Annotated in this window: 16 protein-coding genes; 14 read left to right on the plus strand and 2 right to left on the minus strand. The window is 65.8% G+C overall.

Annotation, left to right across the window (positions count from 1 at the left end):
* Positions 1-57: 57 nt before the first annotated feature.
* The 10 genes from FHW58_RS00935 (at position 58) to FHW58_RS00980 (ending at position 15,931) form a co-directional block, all read left to right on the plus strand.
* A complete protein-coding gene (locus FHW58_RS00935; RefSeq protein WP_179671224.1) occupies positions 58-663 on the plus strand; it encodes a toll/interleukin-1 receptor domain-containing protein in 606 nt (201 codons plus the stop codon).
* Between the two features lie 9 nt (positions 664-672).
* Positions 673-2,640 carry a tetratricopeptide repeat protein gene (locus FHW58_RS00940; protein WP_179671225.1) on the plus strand — a complete coding sequence of 656 codons (1,968 nt, stop codon included), beginning with the start codon at positions 673-675 and terminating at the stop codon, positions 2,638-2,640.
* A 69-nt stretch (positions 2,641-2,709) separates the two neighbouring features.
* Positions 2,710-3,447 carry a 5'/3'-nucleotidase SurE gene (gene surE / locus FHW58_RS00945; RefSeq protein WP_179671226.1) on the plus strand — a complete coding sequence of 246 codons (738 nt, stop codon included), beginning with the start codon at positions 2,710-2,712 and terminating at the stop codon, positions 3,445-3,447.
* A complete protein-coding gene (locus FHW58_RS00950; protein WP_179671227.1) occupies positions 3,444-4,313 on the plus strand; it encodes a protein-L-isoaspartate(D-aspartate) O-methyltransferase in 870 nt (289 codons plus the stop codon). Before surE ends, FHW58_RS00950 begins: the two co-directional genes overlap by 4 nt.
* A 30-nt stretch (positions 4,314-4,343) precedes the next feature.
* Positions 4,344-5,297: a peptidoglycan DD-metalloendopeptidase family protein gene (locus FHW58_RS00955; RefSeq protein WP_179671228.1), complete on the plus strand. Its 954-nt coding sequence runs from the start codon at positions 4,344-4,346 to the stop codon at positions 5,295-5,297.
* Between the two features lie 14 nt (positions 5,298-5,311).
* Positions 5,312-6,307: an RNA polymerase sigma factor RpoS gene (gene rpoS, locus FHW58_RS00960; RefSeq protein ID WP_179671229.1), complete on the plus strand. Its 996-nt coding sequence runs from the start codon at positions 5,312-5,314 to the stop codon at positions 6,305-6,307.
* Positions 6,308-6,404: 97 nt separating this feature from the next.
* Positions 6,405-7,748 carry a 23S rRNA (uracil(1939)-C(5))-methyltransferase RlmD gene (gene rlmD, locus FHW58_RS00965; RefSeq protein WP_179671230.1) on the plus strand — a complete coding sequence of 448 codons (1,344 nt, stop codon included), beginning with the start codon at positions 6,405-6,407 and terminating at the stop codon, positions 7,746-7,748.
* Positions 7,749-7,908: 160 nt separating this feature from the next.
* On the plus strand, positions 7,909-13,590 hold the full coding sequence (locus FHW58_RS00970; protein WP_179671231.1) for an alpha-2-macroglobulin: 5,682 nt from the start codon (positions 7,909-7,911) through the stop codon (positions 13,588-13,590).
* Entirely contained in the window at positions 13,587-15,707 is a 2,121-nt protein-coding gene (pbpC, locus tag FHW58_RS00975) for a penicillin-binding protein 1C (protein WP_179671232.1), read from the plus strand. Before FHW58_RS00970 ends, pbpC begins: the two co-directional genes overlap by 4 nt.
* Positions 15,704-15,931 (plus strand): hypothetical protein, encoded by a 228-nt coding sequence (locus FHW58_RS00980; RefSeq protein WP_179671233.1) that lies wholly within the window; start codon positions 15,704-15,706, stop codon positions 15,929-15,931. The genes pbpC and FHW58_RS00980 overlap by 4 nt, the downstream gene beginning before the upstream one ends.
* A gap of 12 nt (positions 15,932-15,943) precedes the next feature.
* Here the strand turns inward: FHW58_RS00980 and FHW58_RS00985 are convergent, their stop codons facing one another.
* Together FHW58_RS00985 and FHW58_RS00990 are read right to left on the minus strand one after the other, a co-directional pair.
* The gene (locus tag FHW58_RS00985; RefSeq protein WP_179671234.1) at positions 15,944-16,780 is read right to left on the minus strand and encodes an endonuclease/exonuclease/phosphatase family protein; all 837 of its coding nucleotides are present in this window, start codon (positions 16,778-16,780) and stop codon (positions 15,944-15,946) included.
* 57 nt (positions 16,781-16,837) lie between these two features.
* Positions 16,838-17,518 (minus strand): Bax inhibitor-1/YccA family protein, encoded by a 681-nt coding sequence (locus FHW58_RS00990; protein ID WP_179671235.1) that lies wholly within the window; start codon positions 17,516-17,518, stop codon positions 16,838-16,840.
* 273 nt (positions 17,519-17,791) lie between these two features.
* On the opposite strand from FHW58_RS00990, the gene ndk reads away from it, so the two are divergent.
* The 4 genes from ndk (at position 17,792) to FHW58_RS01010 (ending at position 21,292) form a co-directional block, all read left to right on the plus strand.
* Positions 17,792-18,199, plus strand: coding sequence for a nucleoside-diphosphate kinase (ndk, locus tag FHW58_RS00995; RefSeq protein WP_135203096.1), 408 nt, complete (start codon positions 17,792-17,794; stop codon positions 18,197-18,199).
* A 72-nt stretch (positions 18,200-18,271) separates the two neighbouring features.
* The gene (rlmN, locus tag FHW58_RS01000; RefSeq protein WP_179671236.1) at positions 18,272-19,444 is read left to right on the plus strand and encodes a 23S rRNA (adenine(2503)-C(2))-methyltransferase RlmN; all 1,173 of its coding nucleotides are present in this window, start codon (positions 18,272-18,274) and stop codon (positions 19,442-19,444) included.
* Positions 19,444-20,259, plus strand: coding sequence for a type IV pilus biogenesis/stability protein PilW (gene pilW / locus FHW58_RS01005; protein WP_179671237.1), 816 nt, complete (start codon positions 19,444-19,446; stop codon positions 20,257-20,259). The genes rlmN and pilW overlap by 1 nt, the downstream gene beginning before the upstream one ends.
* A 13-nt stretch (positions 20,260-20,272) precedes the next feature.
* On the plus strand, positions 20,273-21,292 hold the full coding sequence (locus tag FHW58_RS01010) for a RodZ domain-containing protein (RefSeq protein ID WP_179671238.1): 1,020 nt from the start codon (positions 20,273-20,275) through the stop codon (positions 21,290-21,292).
* The last annotated feature ends 9 nt before the right edge of the window (positions 21,293-21,301 follow it).

The following is a 21,301-nucleotide window of genomic DNA, read 5'->3' on the forward strand; positions in this document are numbered from 1 at the left end:
TGGCTCAAAGTGTCGCCAAAAAGGATTGTTAGAGTTGGTTAAACGAAGGGGAATATCATGACTATCCGTCACGGCTGCTTTTTCAGCTATGCACATGGCCAGCATGCGTACATGAGCAAATTCAAGGACGACCTGGTGGACGCCCTGAAGTGCTATCTGGAACCTCACTTCGACAACGAAAACGAGCTGTTTGTTGATAGTGAGCAACTCGGGGGCGGGGACGACCTCGACGGCAAAATCGCGCGCGCGCTGTGCGAGAGCGTGTGCATGATTGTCATTTATACACCCAAGTATGAAGCGCACGGCTACACGCGGCGTGAGTTTGCAGCAATGCAACTTATCGAGCACGAGCGGCGGCAGTGGTACCCGCTGCCCAGCCACCTGATCATTCCGGTCATCATGACCCGCCACCCGGTTGGGCTGCCGCCGCAGATCACCGGCCCCGGCATGTACGTGGACTTTTCCCGCTACACGCTGGCCAGCGGCGACCTGAAAACCAATCCCGATTTCATTCCGGACATCGAAAAGATCGTCCACCGCATCGCCGAGCATTACCACTGCCTAAAACGAAGCACGCCGCCGGGGCATGACTGCAGCCGTTTCGTCTTGCCGGATATTCCGCCGGAATGGCGCGCCATTCCTCCTCCACATTTTCCTCGCTAAAGGTTTGCCATGGAACTCACCTCCCTGTCGCTTCCGCCGCTGAGCGGCTCCCCCCTCGCCGGCGAAGTCATTACTTTCTATTCTTATAAGGGCGGCACGGGTCGCACGATGGCGCTGTCTAATATAGCGGTGCTGCTGGCGCGCCAGCACAACGCCACCGCGCCGGTGCTGATGATCGACTGGGATCTGGAGGCGCCGGGCCTGCACCACTATTTTGAGCAGCCGCAGGAAAACAAGCCGGGCGTGCTGGAGTTTTTCGAGGCCTGCCGCGAGCAGCTGCTGCGCCGCCGGGTCGGCGGCGTGGCCGTCGATGACGACGCGCTGGCGCACGAGGTACTGGCGGCGGTCGGCTGGGAGCAATACGTCACGCGGGTCGACCAGAGCAGCCAGCTCTATTTGATGCGGGCCGGCCGCTTCGACTCCAGCTATCCCGACCGCCTGGCCGCCATGCAATGGGAGGAACTGTTCCACAGCTGCCCGGCGCTGTACCGCTGCTTCGCCGACCGGCTGGCGCGCCATTTCCGCTACGTGCTGATCGACTCGCGCAATGGCCGCACCGACAGCGCCGGCGTCTGCACCACGCTGCTGCCGCGCAAGCTGGTGCTGGTGTTCACGCCCAGCCGGCAAAGCATGGATGGCCTGCCGGAACTGGTCACCCGCGCCACCACCTACCGCCGCAGCCACGAGGACGAGCAGCGCCCGCTGCTGATTTACCCGCTGCCTTCGCGCATCGACGTCGGCGACTGCGGCGAGCGCGGCCAGTGGCGGCGCGGCGATCCCGCCCAGCAGATTCCCGGCTACCAGCCCGCCTTCGAGGAGCTGATACGCGAGTGCTATGGCGTGCAGCAGGTGTCGCTGGAAAGCTATTTCGACGAGGTCCAACTGCAGCAGTCGCGCGCGCTGGCGTACGGCGAACGGGTGGCGGTGCGGCTGGATCAGGGCGGCGACCGCTTTTCCCTGCTGCGCACGTTCGAAACCTTCCTCGCATGGCTGGCGCCGGGCTACTTGCCCTGGCAGTCCAGCCGCGAAATCCAGCTGCTGGCGTCGATCGGCGAGGCGCGCCGGGCGCTGGAGCAGGGCGGCGGCGCGGCGCGCGCCGTCACCCAGCCGCTGGCGCGCGACCTGAATCTGCTTGGCGAGCTGTACAGCCAGGAGGGCAAGCTGCGGCAGGCGGTGATCAGTTTTGAGGAAAGCCTGTCGCTGCGCCAGCGCGGGCTGGGCGAGGACCATCCGGATACGCTGGTCAGCAAGATCAATCTGGCCGCCGCGCTGCGCCAGCAAGGCCGGCTGGACGAAGCCCAGTTCCTCGACGAGTGCATAGTCGAGTCGCGCGAGCGCATACTGGGCGGCGACCATCCGGACACGCTGGCCGCGCGCGCCAACCTGGCTGCCACGCTGGGTCTGCAGGGCCGGGCGGCGGAAGGTCTGGCGCTGCAGGACAGCGTACTGGATACTTATACCCGCCTGCTTGGCCCCGACCATCCGCAAACGCTGGCGGCCAAGGCCAGCCGCGCCGAGCTGCTGCAGCAGCGCGGCGACATGCAGCTGGCGCGCCTGGCGCAGGAGCAGGTGCTGGCCGCGCGCAAGCGCTTGCTGGGCGCCGAGCATGCCGATACGCTGCGCAGCAAAACCGCGCTGGCGCACACCTTGCTTCAAATGCAAGAGTTGGACGCGGCACGCAATCTGCTGGACGCGGTGCTGCAAGCCTGCCTGCACCAGCTGGGGCCCGACCACCCGGACACCCGCAAGGCGCGCGAACAGTTGATTGATGTGCAACTCCAGATGGGTGTGCCGGCCGACGAGGCAACGCTGGTGCCCGAGTTGCATCAGGACGCTGCCATGGACGACTACGGCGACGCGCTGGTGCGCGCGCCCCGCCGGCGCGGCGCGGCCGCCGCCAGCGTGTGGCCGCGCCAGTCGGACGAGCTGATGGCGCTGGACGAACCGCTGTACGCCGGCCGCACGCCGCCGCGCTGACGAAAATTTATACCAAAGGAGGGGGCGGGCATGCGCAGCGCGGCCATTGCTTCAGGTAAAATCCTTTGAATGAAAATCCTGATAAGCAATGACGACGGCTACCTGGCGCCCGGCATCAATGCGCTGGCCAGTGCGCTCGCCCCGATCGCCGAGATCGTGGTGGTGGCGCCGGACAGCAACCGCTCGGGCGCGTCCAATTCGCTGACGCTGGACCGGCCGCTGTCGGTGCAGCAGGCCGCCAACGGTTTTTATTTTGTCAACGGCACGCCCAGCGATTGCGTGCACGTGGCGCTGACCGCGCTGCTGGACTACCGGCCGGACCTCGTCGTGTCCGGCATCAACAACGGGCCCAACATGGGGGACGACACGCTGTATTCCGGCACCGTCGCCGCCGCCACCGAGGGCTACCTGTTCGGCATTCCGGCCATCGCCTTTTCGCAGGGCTCGCATGGCTGGGAGCATATCGATGATGCCGCCCGTCACGCGCGCGACATTATCCAGCGTTACTATGAAACGCTGCCGCCTCCCTACCTGCTGAACGTGAATATACCCAACCGTCCTTATGACCAGCTTAACGAAGTGGTCGCCACCCGGCTGGGCCGGCGCCACCAGTCCGAGCCGGTGATCCGGGCGCAGGACCCGCGCGGCCGCGATATTTACTGGATCGGCCCGCCGGGCGCCTGCAAGGATGCCGGCGAGGGCACGGATTTCCACGCCTGCAGCAATGGCCGCACGTCGATCACCCCGCTGCAAATCGATCTGACCCACTCCACTCAACTCAATGCATTGGCAAAGGCCTTGGCATGACTGAAAAACACCGTACCTTTCCTTTGCCGCTGTCCTCGGTAACCGATCAGGGAGCCAGGAAGGCCACGGTATTGAAGCCGGTCGCCACCCCGCAAACCGCCACCCAGAACGCCGCCCGCTACGCGCCGCCCGCCCATCCGGCGCCGCGCCCGGTGGCCGCGCCGTCCAAGTCGCACAGCTACGCGATGGAACGGGCCCAGGCCGCGCCGGCGGCGGCGCCGCGCCAGAGCGCGCTGGTGTCGGACGGCGTACGGCGCGCCATGGTGCAGCGCATCGCCAAACAGGGCGTCAAGGACCAGGTGGTGCTGGGCGCGATGGACACCGTGCCGCGCCACCTGTTCATGGACGAGGGCCTGGCGCCGCAAGCCTACGTGGACGCCTCGCTGCCGATCGGCCACCACCAGACCATTTCCCAGCCCTACATCGTGGCGCGCATGATCGAGGTGCTGCGCAACGGCGGCCAGTTGCAGCGCGTGCTGGAGATCGGCACCGGCTGCGGCTACCAGGCGGCGGTGCTGGCCCGCGTGGCGCAGGAGGTGTATTCGATCGAGCGCATCAAGCCTTTGCACGAGCTGGCCAAGGCCAATCTGCGCCCCTTGCGCGTGCCGAACCTGCGTCTGCACTACGGAGATGGTATGCTTGGCCTGCCGCAAGCGGCGCCATTTGACGGTATCATTCTGGCCGCGGCCGGCATGGCCGTGCCGCAAGCGTTGCTGGAGCAGCTGGCGATCGGCGGCCGCCTGGTCGCGCCGGTGGGCGACCGCACGCAGCATTTGGAACTGATTACGCGCATCGGCAAGACGGAGTGGACCAGTGAAACGCTGGAGGACTGCCACTTCGTGCCCTTGCGTCCGGGCGTGGTCTGAGACCGCGCCCCACACTAGACGAAGATGAGAATGACGAATAAAAGCAATCTGCTCCTGGTGAGCTTTGCGCTGGTTTTACTGAGCGCCTGCCAAAACACCCCCAACAAAGCCCCGGTCATCGACCGCACCGTCCCGCCCGCAGTCAAACCCGCCACGCCGAGCGAAACGGCGCAGATCGCCCGCGACGAGCGCGGCCTGTACACCGTCAAGAAGGGCGACACCCTGATCCGCATCGCGCTGGAGTTCGGCCAGAACTACCGCGACCTGGTGGCCTGGAACAACCTGGCCAATCCGAACGACATCAAGGTCGACCAGGTGCTGCGCGTGCTGCCGCCGGACAGCGCGCCGAACAGCCCGGGCGTGGAAACCGCCGCTGTCATCCTGCCGCCGTCCGACAAGACGCCGCCGCCGGCGCCGGTGGTCCGGAAAACCGGGCCCAAGGGCGACAAGAAGCCGTATTCGGACGCCAACCTGGCCGAGATGCAGCGCGCCGACACTGGCAAGGACGTGGCCGCGGCGCCAGCCCCGGCCGCCTCGGCCGCCGCCGCGCCGCGCGCTGCCGCGCCAGCGGCGCCGGCTGCCGCCCCGGCCGCGCCGGCGCTGGCCGCCGACGACGCCAGCGTCACCTGGATGTGGCCGGCGGAAGGCAAGGTGATCGCCGTCTTTGACGAGGGCAAGAACAAGGGCGTGGACATCGCCGGCAAGGCCGGCCAGCAAATCGTGGCTGCCGGGGCCGGAAAAGTGATGTATGCCGGCAGCGGCATCCGCGGATATGGTAATCTCGTTATTGTGAAGCACAGTACCAACTTGCTGTCGGCCTATGCCCATAACCGGACCATCCTGGTGAAAGAGGGCCAGACCGTCAGCAAGGGCCAACCGATCGCGGAAATGGGCGATTCCGATACCGACTCCGTCAAGCTGCACTTTGAAATCCGGCAGCAGGGCAAACCGGTCGATCCGTCCCGCTTCCTGCCTAACCGCTAGCTGAGCCATGTGACATGACCTCGACGCCGCACGATCAGATGGATGACGAATCGCTCCCGGACGATTTCCGGGATGACGATGCCAGCATCGATGGTGCGGACGACGCCGATGTGCCTGAAGCGGGCGCGGTGCTGGAAAGCGTCGACGAGCTGAAAAAGGTGCTGGCCGCCGAGCTGTCCACCGACACCACCCAGCACTACCTGAACCAGATCGGCACGCGGCCGCTGCTGACCGCGCAGCAGGAGGTGCACTACGCCACGCTGGCCAAGGCCGGCGATTTCAGCGCGCGCCAGACCATGATCGAGCACAACCTGCGGCTGGTGGTGTCGATCGCCAAGCACTACATCAACCGCGGCGTGGTGCTGCTGGACATGATCGAAGAGGGCAACATCGGCCTGATGCGCGCCATCGACAAGTTCGAGCCCGAGCGCGGCTTCCGTTTTTCGACCTACGCCACCTGGTGGATCCGCCAGAGCATCGAGCGCGCCATCATGAACCAGGCGCGCACGGTGCGGCTGCCGGTGCACATGGTGCGCGAGCTGAACCAGATCCTGCGCGGCAAATACCACCTCGAAGCGCAGCACCACAACGGCAAGGACGCCACCGCCGAGGACATCGCCGAGCTGGTCGGCCGGCCGGTGGAAGAGGTGCAGGACATCCTGGCGCTGTCCGAGCACGCCACCTCGCTGGACGCGCCGCTGGACAACGATCCGCAGTCATCGCTGATGGACATGCTGCCCGGCGACAGCGACGACAGTCCCGACGCCCGCGCCGAGCACCACGAAATGACGCTGCTGGTGCGCGACTGGCTGACCAAGCTGCCGGACAAGCAGCGCATCGTCATCATGCGTCGTTTCGGCCTCGACAACGACGACCCGGCCACGCTGGAAACGCTGGCCGAGGAGATGGGCGTGACGCGGGAGCGGGTGCGCCAGATCCAGCAGGAAGCGCTGGTCAAGCTCAAGCGGGCGATGGCGGCGCGCGGCGTGGTCCGCGACTCGCTGCTCTGACCCGTCATTCCGGCCTGCGCCGGAATGACCGGGCAAATCTGCTATCATATCGCCCCTGCACGCGGGCCGGCCGCGCACTTTTCCAAGATTGAACGCTATGCAAGAAAACACCATCGACATCAAATCGCTCGACATGGACGCCCGCGGCGTCGGCCACATGCAGGACAATGAAGACGGCACGCCGGGCAAAGTGGTGTTCGTGGAAGGCGCGCTGCCGGGCGAGCGCGTCAGCTTTGAAACGTTCAAGAAAAAGAAAAACTGGGAAGCGGCCAGGATGACCGCGCTGCACCGCGAATCGTCGATGCGGGTGACGCCCCAATGCGTGCACTTCGACTACTGCGGCGGCTGCTCGATGCAGCACATCGAGCCGAGCGCGCAGGTGGCCATCAAGCAGCGCGTGCTGGAAGACAACCTGTGGCACATCGGCAAAGTCACCGCCGACAACATCATGCGCCCGATGTACGGCCCGACCTGGGGCTACCGCTACCGCGCGCGCCTGTCGGTGCGCTGGGTCGAGAAAAAGGGCACGGTGCTGGTCGGCTTCAAGGAAAAGAAATCGATCTACGTGGCCGACATCCAGAGCTGCCAGATCCTGCCCAAGCACGTGTCGGACATGATGATGCCGCTGCGCGCGCTGGTGCGTTCGCTGTCGCTGTACAACCAGATCCCGCAGATCGAACTGGCTATCGGCGAGGACGTCACCGCGCTGGTGCTGCGCATCATGGACGCGCTGACCGCCGACGACGAGGCCAAGATCAAGGCCTTCGCCGACCAATACAAGGTGCAGTTCTGGCTGCAGACCAAGGGCCCGGAAACGGCGGCGCCGTTCTACCCGCTGGCGCCGCAGTTGCACTACCTGCTGCCGGAATTCGGCGTGCGCATGCCGTTCAAGCCGGTCGACTTCACGCAGGTGAACCACCACATCAACCGCGTGCTGGTGCACAAGGCGCTGCGCCTGCTGGACGTGCAGCCCGAGGACCGCGTGGCCGACCTGTTCTGCGGCCTCGGCAACTTCACGCTGCCGCTGGCGACGCAGGCGCGCGAAGTGGTCGGCATCGAAGGCAGCCCGGCGCTGACCGAGCGCTCGCTGGCCAACGCCAAGGCCAACGGCCTGGATGGCAAGACCACGTTCTACAACCGCAACCTGTTTGAAGTCACGCCGGAAGACCTGATCGCGCTGGGCAAATTCGACCGCATGCTGATCGACCCGCCGCGCGACGGCGCCATGGCGCTGGCGCTGGCGCTGGGCGAGCTGCGCAAGACCAATCCCGAGTTCCTGCCGAAGCGCATCGTGTATGTATCGTGCAGCCCGTCGACACTGGCGCGCGACGCCAACGTGCTGGTCAACGTGGCCGGCTACAAGCTGGACAAAGCCGGCGTGGTCAACATGTTCCCGCACACCTCGCACGTCGAATCGATGGCAGTGTTCGACCTGCTCTAACCCAAACCGGGGTCAGTGCCGACATTCGGACATTGGATCGCTCACGATCCAATGTCCGAATGTCGGCACTGACCCCGATGTGTTTTTTTTGTAATATTATTGACTTTGCAGGAGGCGTGCGCAACACTGAGCTGATTGTTCATCAGTGCCTGGAGTTGGCATGCGCCTCCTGTCTCGCCTCATCGCGCTGGCTGCGTTCAGCAGCCTGCCGCTGGCCGTTCTGGCCGATACTTCCGTCATCGCGTTTTCGCCCAAGGACACCGTCAAGCGCGTGCGCCAGGTCACCGCGCGCTTCAGCGGCCAGATGGTCCCGTTGGGCGACGTGCGGCTGGCCGATCCGTTCACCGTCGATTGTCCGGAAGAGGGCAAGGGCCGCTGGATCGATGGCCAGAACTGGAGCTACGATTTCGTGCGCGACCTGCCTGGCGGCATCGCTTGCCGCTTGACGCTCAAGGACGACATCAAGGACATTAACGGCAAGCCGCTGAGCGGCGAGCGCCAGTTCGCCTTCGACACCGGGGGGCCGGCGGTGGTGGAGGCCGCGCCGCGTGATGGCGCCGGCGGCATCGATGAACAGCAGATCTTCGTGCTGGGCCTCGACGCCCCGGCCAACGAGCAGACCATCGCCGCCCACGCCTGGTGCCAGGCCGAGGGCATCAACGAGAAAATCGGCGTGCGCCTGCTGCAGGGCGCCGAGCGCCAGCGCGTGCTGGAACTGCGCAAGGCGTTCACCGAGCGTTATCTGTCGCTGTACTTCAAGGCGCGCGGCGTGGTGTGGCGCGCCGCCGCCACGGTCAATAATCAGCGTCTCGACAAGTTGCCGATCGTGGTGCTGCAGTGCCAGCGCCCCTTGCCGGCCGAGGCCCATGTGTCGCTGGTGTGGGGCGCCGGCATCGCGGCCGACAGCGGCATCGCCACCACGCAGGATCAGACGCTGGCCTTTAACACGCGGCCCGACTTCAATGCGCGCTTCAGCTGCAACAGGCTGGTCGCCGATGGCGGTTGCATTCCCTTCCTGCCGGTGCGCCTGAATTTTTCGGCGCCGGTGGCGCGCGCCGATGCGCTGGCCATCAGGATCACCGGCCCTGGCGGCAAGGTGTTCAAGCCCACCGTGGGCAAGGAGGAGGACAAGGCCGACTACCTGCAATGGCTAAGCTTCATCGGCCCGTTCCCGGAAAGCGCCAGGCTGACGCTGTCGCTGCCGGCAAAGCTGAGGGACGATGCCGGCCGCGCGCTGGTCAACCAGTCCAGCTTCCCGATGACCATCCGCACCGATGCGCAGCCGCCGCTGGTCAAGTTCCCGGCGCGCTTCGGCATCATCGAGGCCAAGGGCGACAAGCTGCTGCCGGTCACGGTGCGCAATGTAGATGCGCGGCTGGCGGGCGGCAAGGTCGATGGCGCCGCGCTGCGCGTCAACGACGGCGACGTGGCCGAGCGCCAGGATCAGCAGGTGATCGGATGGCTCAAGCGCATGGGCAGCAGCTATAACTGGCAGCCGCAGGAGCAGTGGGGCAATAGCCTGGGCAAGCCGCTGCTGACCGCCTATGCCGGCAAGGTTGAACGCTTCGCCATGCCCAAGCCGCATGGCGGCAAGGCGATGGAGGTGGTTGGCATCCCGCTGCGCAAGCCGGGTTTTTACGTGGTGGAGCTGGCCAGCCCCCGGCTGGGCGCGGGCCTGGGCGTCGGCAAGCAGGCCTATGTCAGCACGGCGGCGCTGGTGACCAATATGGTGGCGCACTTCAAGCATGGCGCCGAGTCGTCGGTGGTGTGGGTGACGTCGCTGGACAAGGGCCAGCCGGTGCCGCAGGCGCAGGTGGCGGTGCGCGACTATGACGGCAACCTGCTGTGGCAGGGTATGACCGACGCCGGCGGCCTGGCGCACATCCGCAAGGAGCTGCCAACGTCCCGCAAGGACAACGACGGCCGCTACTTCGTCAGCGCGCGCCTGGGCGCGGACATGACCTTCACGCTGTCCGACTGGGATCGCGGCATCGAGACCTGGCGCTTCAATCTGCCAGGCGGCTATGGCGGCGCCGACAACGTCATCGCCACCACGGTGTTCGACCGCACGCTGCTGCGCGCCGGCGAGACGGTGCACATGAAGCATTTCCTGCGCCGCCACGTGGAGCAGGGCATCGTGCTGGCGCCGAAAGAGCAGGACGGCACGCTGCACATCGTCCACGAGGGCAGCGAGCAGAAATACGAGGTGCCGATCAAGTGGGGCGTCAATGGCGCGGCGGAAAGCACGTGGACCATTCCGGCGGACGCGAAGCAAGGCTGGTATCAGTTGATGGTGAGCGGCCGCGCGGCTGGCCGCTTCCGCGTCGAGCAATTCCGCGTGCCGACCATGAAGGCCGTGCTGCAAGGACCGAAGGCGCCGGCCATCCAGGCCGCGTCGGTGGATCTGGACCTGCAGCTCAGCTACCTGTCCGGCGGCGGTGCGGGCGACGCGCCGGTGCAGCTGCGCACCGTGGTGCAGGACAAGAGCGTCAGCTTTGCCGATTACGGCGACTTCAGTTTCAGCAATGGCGACGTGAAGGTGGGGCCGGAGAAAAGCGCCGGCACTTTCGATGACGACGAGGGCATGTTCGAGGGCGAGGGCGCGGCGGGCGAAGTCGCCGGCCCGGCCAACATCAGGACCCGCAGTCTGACGCTGGACAAAGCCGGCGGCGCGCGCGTGACGCTGGACCAGTTGCCCGCGGTGCAAACGCCGAAGGAGGTGATGGCCGAGATGACCTTCCAGGACGCCAACGGCGAAACGCTGTCCGCCGCCACGCGCATTCCATTGTGGCCGTCCGCCTATGTCATCGGCATCCAGCCGGACGGCTGGGTGGCCAGCAAGGACGCGCTCAAATTCACGGTGGCGGTGCTGGACCTGCAAGGCAAGCCGGTGGCGGACGCGCCGGTGGCGGTGGACTTTTTCCAGCGGCTGTCGTACTCGCACCGCCGCCGTCTGATCGGCGGCTTCTACGCTTACGAGAACAGCAGCGAAGTGAAGCCGCTGGGCGCGGCCTGCGAGGGCAAGACCGACGCCAAGGGCCTGTTGATCTGCCAGGTGAAGGCGCCGGCCTCCGGCAACCTGATCCTGCGCGCGACAACGCAGGACGCGCAGCAGCGCGCCGCCATCGCCCATCGCGAAACCTGGGTGGCCGATGGCGAGGACTGGTGGTTCTCGGCCACCGACAACGACCGCATCGATCTGCTGCCGGAGAAGAAGCGCTACGAGCCGGGCGAGACGGCCAGCTTCCAGGTGCGCATGCCGTTCCGCGAGGCGACCGCGCTGGTGACGGTGGAGCGCGAGGGCGTGATCGATACCTATATCCGTCCGCTGAGCGGCAAGGAGCCGGTGTTCACCATCCCGGTCAAGAAGCAGTATGCGCCGAATGTCTATGTGTCCGCGCTGGTGGTGCGCGGGCGCGTGAATAGCGTGCAGCCGACCGCGCTGGTCGACCTGGGCAAGCCGGCCTACAAGCTGGGCATCGCACCGCTGCGCGTTGGCTGGTCGGCCAATGAATTGAAGGTGCAGGTCACGGCGGACAAGCCGGTGTACAAGGTGCGCGACAAGGCCACGGTGGCGGTCAAGGTCACGCTGCCGGATGGCTCGGCGCCGCCGCCCGGCGCCGAGGTGGCGCTGGCGGCGGTCGATGTCGGCCTGCTGGAGCTGATGCCCAACACCAGCTGGGATCTGCTGGAGGCGATGATGGGTCAGCGCAGCCTGCAGGTGACCACAGCCACCGCGCAGATGCAGGTGGTCGGCAAGCGCCACTTCGGCCGCAAGGCTGTGCCGGCCGGCGGGGGCGGCGGCAAGGGCGCGGGGCGCGAGCTGTTCGATACGCTGCTGTTCTGGAAGGCGCGCGTGACGCTCGACGCGCAAGGCCAGGCCACGGTGCAGGTGCCGATCAACGATTCGCTGACGGCGTTCCGCATCGTCGCCATCGCCAACGCGCAGGCGGATTTGTTCGGCACCGGCCGCACGGAGGTGCGCAGTTCGCAGGATCTGATCCTGCTTTCCGGCCTGCCAGCGCTGGTGCGCGAGGGCGACCGCCTGCGCGCCGGCTTCACGCTGCGCAATACCACGGAGGCGGCGGTGCAAGCCACGCTGAACGCCAGCGCGGGCGGCAAGACGCTGGCGCCGCAGTCCGTGTCGCTGGAGCCAGGGCAGGCGCGCGAGATCGGCTGGGAGGTGCAGGTGCCGGTTGGCGTGGCGACGCTGGACTGGGACGTCAGCGCGGCGGTGGCGGGCGGCGGCGCGTCGTCGTCTTCGTCGGACCGCATCAAGATCAAGCAGAAGGTGGTGCCGGCGGTGCCGGTAACGGTGATGCAGGCGACCTTGCTGCAACTGGACCGCAAGCAGTCGATGCAGGTGGCCATTCCGGATGACGCGGTGCCGGGGCGTGGCGGTGTGCAGGTGCAATTCAGCCCATCGCTGGGCGGCGATCTGCCGGGGGTGCGGGCTTACATGGAGAAGTATCCGTACCGCTGCTTCGAGCAGGTGACTTCGCGCTCGATTGCGCTGCATGACAAAACGCTGTGGCAGTCGGCGCTTGCCACGCTGCCGGCCCATCTGGATGCCGATGGCCTGGTCAAGTACTTCGCGACCATGGAGCAGGGCAGCGATACGCTGACGGCCTATGTGCTGTCGGCGGCGGAGGAGGCGGGCTATCCGATTCCGGACGATCTGCGCGGCCGCATGGAGTCCGGCCTGCTGGCTTTCGTGCAGGGCAAGGTCACGCGCTACTCGGCGTTGCCGACGGCGGATCTGGCGGTGCGCAAGATCGCCGCGCTGGAGGCCTTGTCGCGCACGCGGCCGGCGCTGGCCGAGGATCTGCAGTCGTTCACGGTGCAGCCGAATTTGTGGCCGACGTCGGCCGTCATCGACTGGTATCAGATCCTGCAGCGTTCGGGCAAGCTGCCGCAGCGCGCGCAGCGGCTGAAGGAGGCGGAGCAGATCCTGCGCGCGCGCCTCAACCTGCAGGGGACGACGATGACTTTCTCGACCGAGCGCACCGACGATTGGTGGTGGTTGATGTCGTCCGCCGATGCCAACGCCAACCGCCTGCTGCTGGTCATGGCCGACAATCCGGCGTGGAAGGATGACATTGGCCGTCTGGCGCGCGGTGCGCTGGGCCGCCAGAAGAAAGGCCGCTGGGGCACGACGGTGGCGAATGCGTGGGGCGTGCTGGCGATCGACAAGTTCTCGCGCCTGTTTGAGAAGGACAAGGTGACCGGCACCGCCGCCGCCACGCTGGGCAACGCCAGCAAGAGCACTGCTTTTGGCGGTGAGCCGGCTGGCGGCGCGGTGATGCTGCCATGGCCGCGCGGCGGCAGCGGCCAGCTGGCGCTGGATCATGCCGGCGCTGGCAAGCCGTGGACCACGGTACAGACCTTGTCGGCGGTGCCCCTCAAGACGCCGCTGTCGAGCGGCTACCGCATCACCAAGACCATCACGCCGGTGGAGCAGAAGGTGAAGGGCGCCTGGTCGCGCGGCGATGTGTATCGTGTTCACCTTGATCTGGAAGCGCAGTCGGACATGACGTGGGTGGTGGTGGACGACCCGATTCCAGCCAGCGCCACGGTGCTGGGCTCCGGTCTGGGCGGCGATTCGACGCTGATGACCGGCGGCGAGGCTGCCACCGGCTGGACGTATCCGGCCTTCCAGGAGCGCACCTTTGAGGGCTACCGCGCGTTTTACCAGTTCGTCCCGAAAGGCAAGTGGAGTGTGGAGTACACTGTGCGCCTGAATAATCCGGGCCAGTTCAACCTGCCGCCAACCCGTGTCGAGGCCATGTACAGCCCCGAGATGTTTGGTGCCGCGCCGAATGCGAGCATGACCGTGAAATGAAGCGATCCGTTTTCATCATCGCCGCCCTGGCGCTGGCCGGCGCGGTGCACGCGGCACCGACGTTCGAGGAGGTGCGGGCGGCCTATCGCTCGTCGGACGCGCAGCTGCTGGACCGGCACGGTGAGCCGATTCAGTCGCTGCGCATCGATATGGCGGCGCGGCGTCTGCCATGGGTGGCGCTGCAGGACATTTCGCCGGCCTTGCCGGCGGCGGTGTTGCAGGCGGAGGATCAGCGCTTCTATCAGCACGATGGCGTGGACTGGAACGCGGCGGTCAAGGCGGCGTGGGATAATCTGTTCCGCACGCGGCCGCGCGGCGCCTCGACCATCACCATGCAGTTGGCGGCGTTGCTCGATCCAGCCTTGCAGCCGGTCGCCAAGGGCCGCAGTTGGGGCCAGAAGTGGGATCAGGTGAGGGCGGCGCGCGAGCTGGATGCGCAGTGGAGCAAGCAGCAGATCATGGAGGCGTACCTGAACCTGGTGACGTATCGCGGCGAGCTGCAAGGTGTGGGCGCGGCGGCGCGCGGCATGTTCGGCAAGGTGCCGTCCGGGCTGGATCTGAGCGAGTCGGTGATTTTGGCCAGCTTGTTGCGTGGGCCGGCGGCGGGGCAGAAGGTGGTGTCGCAGCGGGCTTGCGCGCTAGCGCAGGAGTTGCGGCTGCCGTCGACCTGTAATGAGATCCAGCTGCGGATAGTGGTGGCGATGGGCCGTCCGCAATTGGCTGCCGGCCTGCCGCCGGCGCCGCAGGTGGCGCAGCAGTTGCTGACGCGCGGCGGCCAGTCGGTGCGCAGTACGCTGGATGCGGGCTTGCAGCGTTACGCGCAGAACGTGCTGCGCCAGCAGTTGGCCGCGCTGCAGGGCCGTAATGTGAATGATGGCGCGGTGATTGTGCTGGATAACGCGTCTGGCGAAGTGCTGGCGTATGTCGGCAATGCCGGCGGTGGCGAGGTGGATGGTGTGGCGGCGCTGCGGCAGGCTGGGTCGACGCTCAAGCCGTTTCTGTACGAGCTGGCGCTGGAGCGCCGGCAGTTGACGGCGGCGTCGCTGATGGACGATACGGCGATCGACATCTCCACGCCTTCCGGCATGTACATCCCGCAGAATTATGACAAGAACTTCAAGGGCTATGTCAGCGTGCGCACCAGTCTGGCCAGTTCGCTGAACGTGCCGGCGGTGCGTACGCTGGTCATGACGGGCATGGAGCGCTTCCATGAGCGCCTGCGCGCGGTGGGCCTGAGCAGCCTGACGCAGCCGGCAGAATACTACGGTTACTCGCTGGCCCTTGGCTCGGCCGAGGTGTCGCTGCTGGAGCTGACCAACGCGTACCGCACACTTGCCAACGGCGGCATCTACGACCCCGTGACACTGGCGCCTCGCACCTTGGCGGCCATCGCCACCGCTCCAAGCGCGGCCGCCGCCGGCGCGGAGCCACGCCGCGTGCTGGACGCCCGCGCCAGCTTCATTATCGGCGATATCCTGGCCGACCGCGCGGCGCGCAGCATCACGTTCGGCTTGAAGAACGAGCTGGCGACGACCTTTTGGGCCGCCGTCAAAACCGGCACCAGCAAGGACATGCGCGACAACTGGTGCGTCGGCTACACGGACCGCTACACGGTTGGCGTCTGGGTCGGCAATTTCGACGGCCAGTCGATGTGGGACGTCTCCGGCGTCAGCGGCGCCGCACCGGTGTGGCGCGACGTGGTGGATTATCTGCACCGCGGCCAGGCGAGCCGCGCGCCCACGCCACCGGCGGGCGTGGTGCGGCAGCAGATCGCCTATCAGCCTGCACTGGAGACGGCACGAGGTGAATGGTTCATCGCCGGCACCGAAAGCCCGGTTATCGCCCTGGTGCAGGACCAGCACCGCGCGCCGAAGATCCTGTACCCCGGCGACGCCGCCATCATCGCCCTCGACCCGGACATCCCGGACGCCATCCAGCGCGTATTCTTCCGCGCGCAGGGCGGTCAGGGGCTGCAATGGAAGCTGGATGGCGAAGCGCTCGGGCAGGCCGCCTCCAGCTACAGCTGGCGCCCGACGCCCGGCAAGCACCAGTTGGCGCTGGTCGACGCCGACGACAAGCCGGTCGCCACCAGCCAGTTCATGGTGCGCGGCCAATGAAGAAATACAAAAACCTCAACGGCGACTCAGGCGTGGTGGCCTACGATATCGCCGCCGGCGCGATCACGGTGCAGTTCCGCAGCGGCGAGAAATACCTCTACAGCGACAACAGCGCCGGTGCCGACAACGTCGCCGCCATGCAGCGCCTGGCGCAAAGTGGACGCGGCCTGAGTACCTTCATCGCGCAGCACGTCCACGACCGCTACGCACGCAAGTGGCATTGAGGTGTTGATACATCAACGCGCCGGCAGGCGCACCCGCGCCACCACCGGGAAATGGTCGGACGGATAGCGGGCGTCGATGGAGTCGGTGAGCACCGCGTAGCGCAGCACCTGCCACTGCGGGCTGACGAAGATGTAGTCAATGCGCTCCTCGGCCGGCTTGCCGATATTGAAGCCGTTGAACGTCTCCAGCGGACCGTAGGCCGGCGTCTGGCTGATGGCGCGCGCGTCGCGCAACGCGGCGCTGATGGTGGCATAGGCCTCGCTGTCCGGCGTGCTGTTCAGATCACCCAGCACGATCAGCGGCAGCGCGCCGGCCAGCGCGTGGCCGCGCTCCACCAGCAGCCGCGCCGATTCGCGCCGCGCCACCACGCCCTCGTGGTCGAAGTGCGCGTTCAGCACCACAAACCGCTCGCCGCTGGCCTTGTCGCGCAGCCGCGCCCAGGTGGCGATGCGCTTGCAGCAGCGCGCGTCCCAGCCCATGCTCGGCTGTTCCGGCGTGGCGCTGAACCAGAAATCGCCATGGTCTTCCAGCGCAAAGCGCTCGCGCCGGTAGAAGATGGCCGAGTGCTCGCCGGCCTGCTTGCCGTCGTCGCGGCCCGCGCCCACGCGGCCGTAGTCGCTCAGCGCGTCCAGGTCGGCCAGCTGGTTTTCCAGTCCCTCCTGCGTGCCCCACAGGTCGAAACCGTGATAGCGCACCAGCGCGCGCATGGCGTCGCGGCGCGCCGGCCAGACGTTTTTGCCGTCGTTGGGGTTGTCGTAGCGCAGGTTGTAGGTGGCGACGTTGAAATCGACCTGGGCGAAGGCGAATGGGGTGAGCAGCAACAGCAGGGGCAGGGCAAGGTAGCGCATGGAACTCCAGACGATAAAAAAGCCGGCAGGAGCCGGCTTTCGAGGAAGTGGGGAAGCTTAGTCGCGGTTGCCGCCGAAGATACCCAGCAGCGACAGCAGGTTGGCGAAGATGTTGTACACATCCAGGTAGATGCTCAGCGTGGCGCGGATGTAGTTGGTCTCGCCGCCGTTGACGATCTGCTGCACGTCATACAGGATGTAGGCCGAGAAGATGGCGATGGCCACTACCGAGATCACGATCGCCAGTGCCGGGATGCCCAGGAAGATGTTGGCGATCGACGCCAGCAGCAGGATCACGACGCCCGCGAACAGCCACGAGCCCATGCCCGAGAAGTCACGCTTGGACACGGTGGCGATCGACGCCAGCGTGGCGAATACCGCCGCCGTGCCGCCGAACGCGGTGGCGATCAGGAAGCCGCCATTCGAGTAGCCGAGGATGCGCGACAGCAGCGGCGTCAGCCACAGGCCCATGAAGAAGGTGAAGCCCAGCAGCAGCGCCACGCCGACGCCGGAATCCTTGTTCTTCTCGATGCCCCAGATGAAGCCGAAGGCGATGGCCAGGAACAGCAGCGCCATCAGCCCACCGCCCAGTGGCAGGTGCAGGGACACGCCGATCACCGCGCCGAGTACGGTCGGAACCATCGACAGGGCCAGCAGCCAGTAGGTGTTGCGCAGCACGTTGTGCTGCACCAACCGGCGGCTACCCGCCAGGTCGTAGGTGTTTTGCATGTTGTTCATAGTGCCTCCATTAAAGGATGAAAGTTTACTGCTTTGATAAAAGCATAGCACGCCGATTCCGGGATTGCCTTAAAAGATGCCTTAATTGCACTTAAATAGGGCTTAATCTGCCTTCATGAGCGTTTCCCGGCACCAAAAACGGGCAATTTATAGCTCTATTGCAAGCTTATCTACTGCCATCTTTCGGAATATGGGGTGTTCTATGGTAAAATCAAAGGTTGATTGGATTATCAATTCTTGTTTTAAACCTTTCTTTTTATTGGAGTTTTTCAAATGGCAATCGAACGCACCCTGTCGATCATCAAACCAGACGCAGTTGCAAAAAACGTGATCGGCCAAATCTACAGCCGCTTCGAGAACGCTGGCCTGAAGATCGTTGCCGCTCAGATGAAGCAACTGTCGCGTGAAGATGCTGAAGGTTTCTACGCTGCTCACAAAGAGCGCGGTTTCTTCAAAGACCTGGTCGACTTCATGGTCTCGGGCCCAGTCATGATCCAGGTTCTGGAAGGCGAAAACGCCGTTCTGAAAAACCGTGAACTGATGGGCGCCACCGATCCGAAGAAGGCCGACAAAGGCACCATCCGTGCTGACTTCGCCGACTCGATCGACGCCAACGCTGTTCACGGCTCGGACGCTGTTGAAGCCGCTCAAGTTGAAATCGCTTACTTCTTCGGTAAGTAATTTGTAAGGATTCCGTTTCCGCGCCGCGGTGCGGAAACGGGATAAATGATTCGTACTGATTTGAACCACACTATGAACGCACCTCTGACCAACTTGCTGGACTTCGATCCCGCGCAACTTACCGCGTATTGCGCCGAGTTGGGGGAGAAGCCGTTCCGCGCCAAGCAACTGCAGCGCTGGATCCATCAATTCGGCGCGTCGGATTTCGACGCCATGACGGACCTGGCCAAGTCGCTGCGCGACAAACTGAAAACCCGCGCCCAGATCGTGGCGCCGCAGATCATCAGCGACCACACCTCGGCCGACGGCACCCGCAAATGGCTGGTGGACGTCGGCAACGGCAACGCCGTCGAAACCGTGTACATCCCTGAAGAGACGCGCGGCACGCTGTGCATCTCGACCCAGGCCGGCTGCGCCGTCAACTGCCGTTTCTGCTCGACCGGCAAACAGGGCTTCAGCCGCAACCTGACGGTGGGCGAGATCATCGGCCAGCTGTGGATGGCGGAATTCGAACTGCGCCGCACCAAGGGCATCGAGCCGGGCCCGAAGGGCGAACGCCAGATCACCAACGTGGTGATGATGGGCATGGGCGAGCCGCTGCTGAACTTCGAGCCGACCGCCACCGCGCTGAAGATGATGTTGGACGATAACGCCTACGGCCTGTCGCGCCGCCGCGTCACGCTGTCCACCTCGGGCGTGGTGCCGATGATCGACAAGCTGTCGCAGGAAGTGCCGGTGGCGCTGGCGGTCTCGCTGCACGCCTCCAACGACGAGCTGCGCAACGGCCTGATCCCGCTCAACAAGAAGTACCCGCTGAAGGAACTGATGGCCGCCTGCAAGCGCTACCTGGCATTCGCGCCGCGCGACTTCATCACCTTCGAATACTGCATGCTGGATGGCGTCAACGACAGCGACGAGCACGCGCGCGAGCTGGTGGCGCTGGTGCAGCATCCTGAATACGGCGTCAACTGCAAGTTCAACCTGATTCCGTTCAACCCCTTCCCGGAATCGGGCCTGCTGCGCTCGAAGAACCCGCGCATCAAGGCCTTCTCGCAGATCCTGCTGGACGCCGGCATCGTCACCACCATCCGCAAGACGCGCGGCGACGACATCGACGCCGCCTGCGGCCAGTTGGCCGGCGAAGTGCAGGACCGCACCCGGGTCCAGCAGCGCATGGAAAAAATGGCCGAGTACCAGCAAAAATTCGGCGCCAACTTCGGCAAGATCGTGGAGATCCATTCCTGATGACCTTCCTGGCGCAGCGGAGCCGGCTCAGTCTCGTCGCCCTGTGCGCGGCAGGGACGCTGGCCGGTTGCGCCTCGCCGGGCCCCGGCGCCAGCGGCAAGGCCGAGCTGACCACGGCGTCGGACCAGACGGCGGCGCAGCGCAAGGTGGATATCCGCATGCAGCTGGCCATCGGCTACTTCGAGCAGGGCCAGTACGCGGTGGCGCTGGACGAGGTCAAGCTGGCGCTGGCGGCCGATCCGAACTACGCCGACGGCTACGGCATGCGCGGCCTGATTTACCAGCAGATGGGCGAGCGCGCGCTGGCCGAGGACAATTTTGTCCGCGCCCGCAGGCTGGCGCCCGCCAGCCCGGAGCTGGCCAACAACTACGGTTCCTTCCTGTGCCAGGAGGGCCGCGTGAAGGAAGCGCTGCCGCTGTTTGACGCGGCCCTGGCCAACCGTGCCTACCGTTCGCCGGCCAGCGCCGCGAACAACGCCGGGTCGTGCGCATTGAAGATCAAGGATTACGCCAGCGCGGAGCGTTATCTGCTGCAAGCCTTGCAGTTGACGCCCGACCTGCCGGCCACCAACGCCAATCTGGCGCGGGTCTATTTTGAGAAAGGCGATTATGTGCGCGCCAATTTCTTTATCTCCCGCTTGAACAAGGTGGCAAAGATGGAGAGCCTGACGGCCGATGTGCTGTGGCTCGCGATTAAGGTGCAGCATAAGCTGGGCGATACGGATGCGGAAGCTGGCTGGGCGACGCAATTGCGCCGTCACCACTCCGGCTCGACCGAGTATGCTGCTTATCAACGTGGGGCGTTTGATGAGTGAAACAGGGGTACCAATGAATTCTGAGTGGGCAGAGCCGCCACAAGAGCAGGGCAGCACCAGTACCGGCAAGGCGACGCCAGGCGCTTTGCTGGCGGCCCAGCGCGAAGCGATGGGTTTGACGGTCGAGCAGATCGCCGATCAACTGAAGCTGGCGGTGCGCCAGGTGAAGGCATTGGAAGCGGGCGATTACGCCGCGCTGCCCAACATGGCGGTCACGCGCGGCTTTGTGCGCGCCTACGCCAAGGTACTGAAGATGGACGCGGCCCCGCTGGTCGCGATGATCGACGCGCTGGCACCACCCGCCCCTGAAGTGGTGGTGCCGCGCAAGGATTTGTCGGCCTCGTTCTCGGAGTCGCGCTTTCCGTCGATGACGGAGCGTTCGTCCGGCCCGGCCGGCTGGCTGGTCGGCCTGGCCGTGGTGGTGGTGGTGGGCGCGGCCGGCGCTTACGCTTACCAGAGCGGCCTGATTCCGGCCTCGCTGTTCCAGCGCAAGGATGTCGCCGCCGAGGAGGCCAAGCCGGCCGATGCCTCGGCGCCGCTGGACACCACGCTGGTCAAGCCGGGCGAGGAGGCCGCGCCGCTGCAGTCGCCTAACGTGCCGCTGGTGTCGGTGCCGCCGCAGGGCGAGCAGGCCGCCGCCACGCCGGCGCCCGCGGCTGATGCGCCGGCCGCCGCTGCGTCGCCAGCCGCCCCGACGCCAACGCCAGTCGCGCCATCGGCCGCCCCGGCCCCGGCGGCCGCGACGCCAGCGCCAGCTACGCCGGCGGCCGCTGCCACCGCGCCAGCCGCCGCCGAAGGCCGTCAGCTGGTGCTGAAGTTGAAAGAAGATTCGTGGGTGGAGATCCGCCGCCCGGGCACGACGCCGTTGATTTCGCGTCTGGTCAAAGCCGGCAGCACCGAGACCTTTGATATCAAGGACCCGGCGCTGCTGATCGTCGGCAAGCCGGGCGGCGTGGAGGCCACGCTGGGCGGCGCGCCGCTGGCGCTGCCGACCATCCCCGGCGGCACGATTTCGCGCGTAAATATCAAGTAAGTATCGAGT

The organism is Duganella sp. 1224 (assembly GCF_013408245.1).
GTDB lineage: Bacteria > Pseudomonadota > Gammaproteobacteria > Burkholderiales > Burkholderiaceae_D > Rugamonas.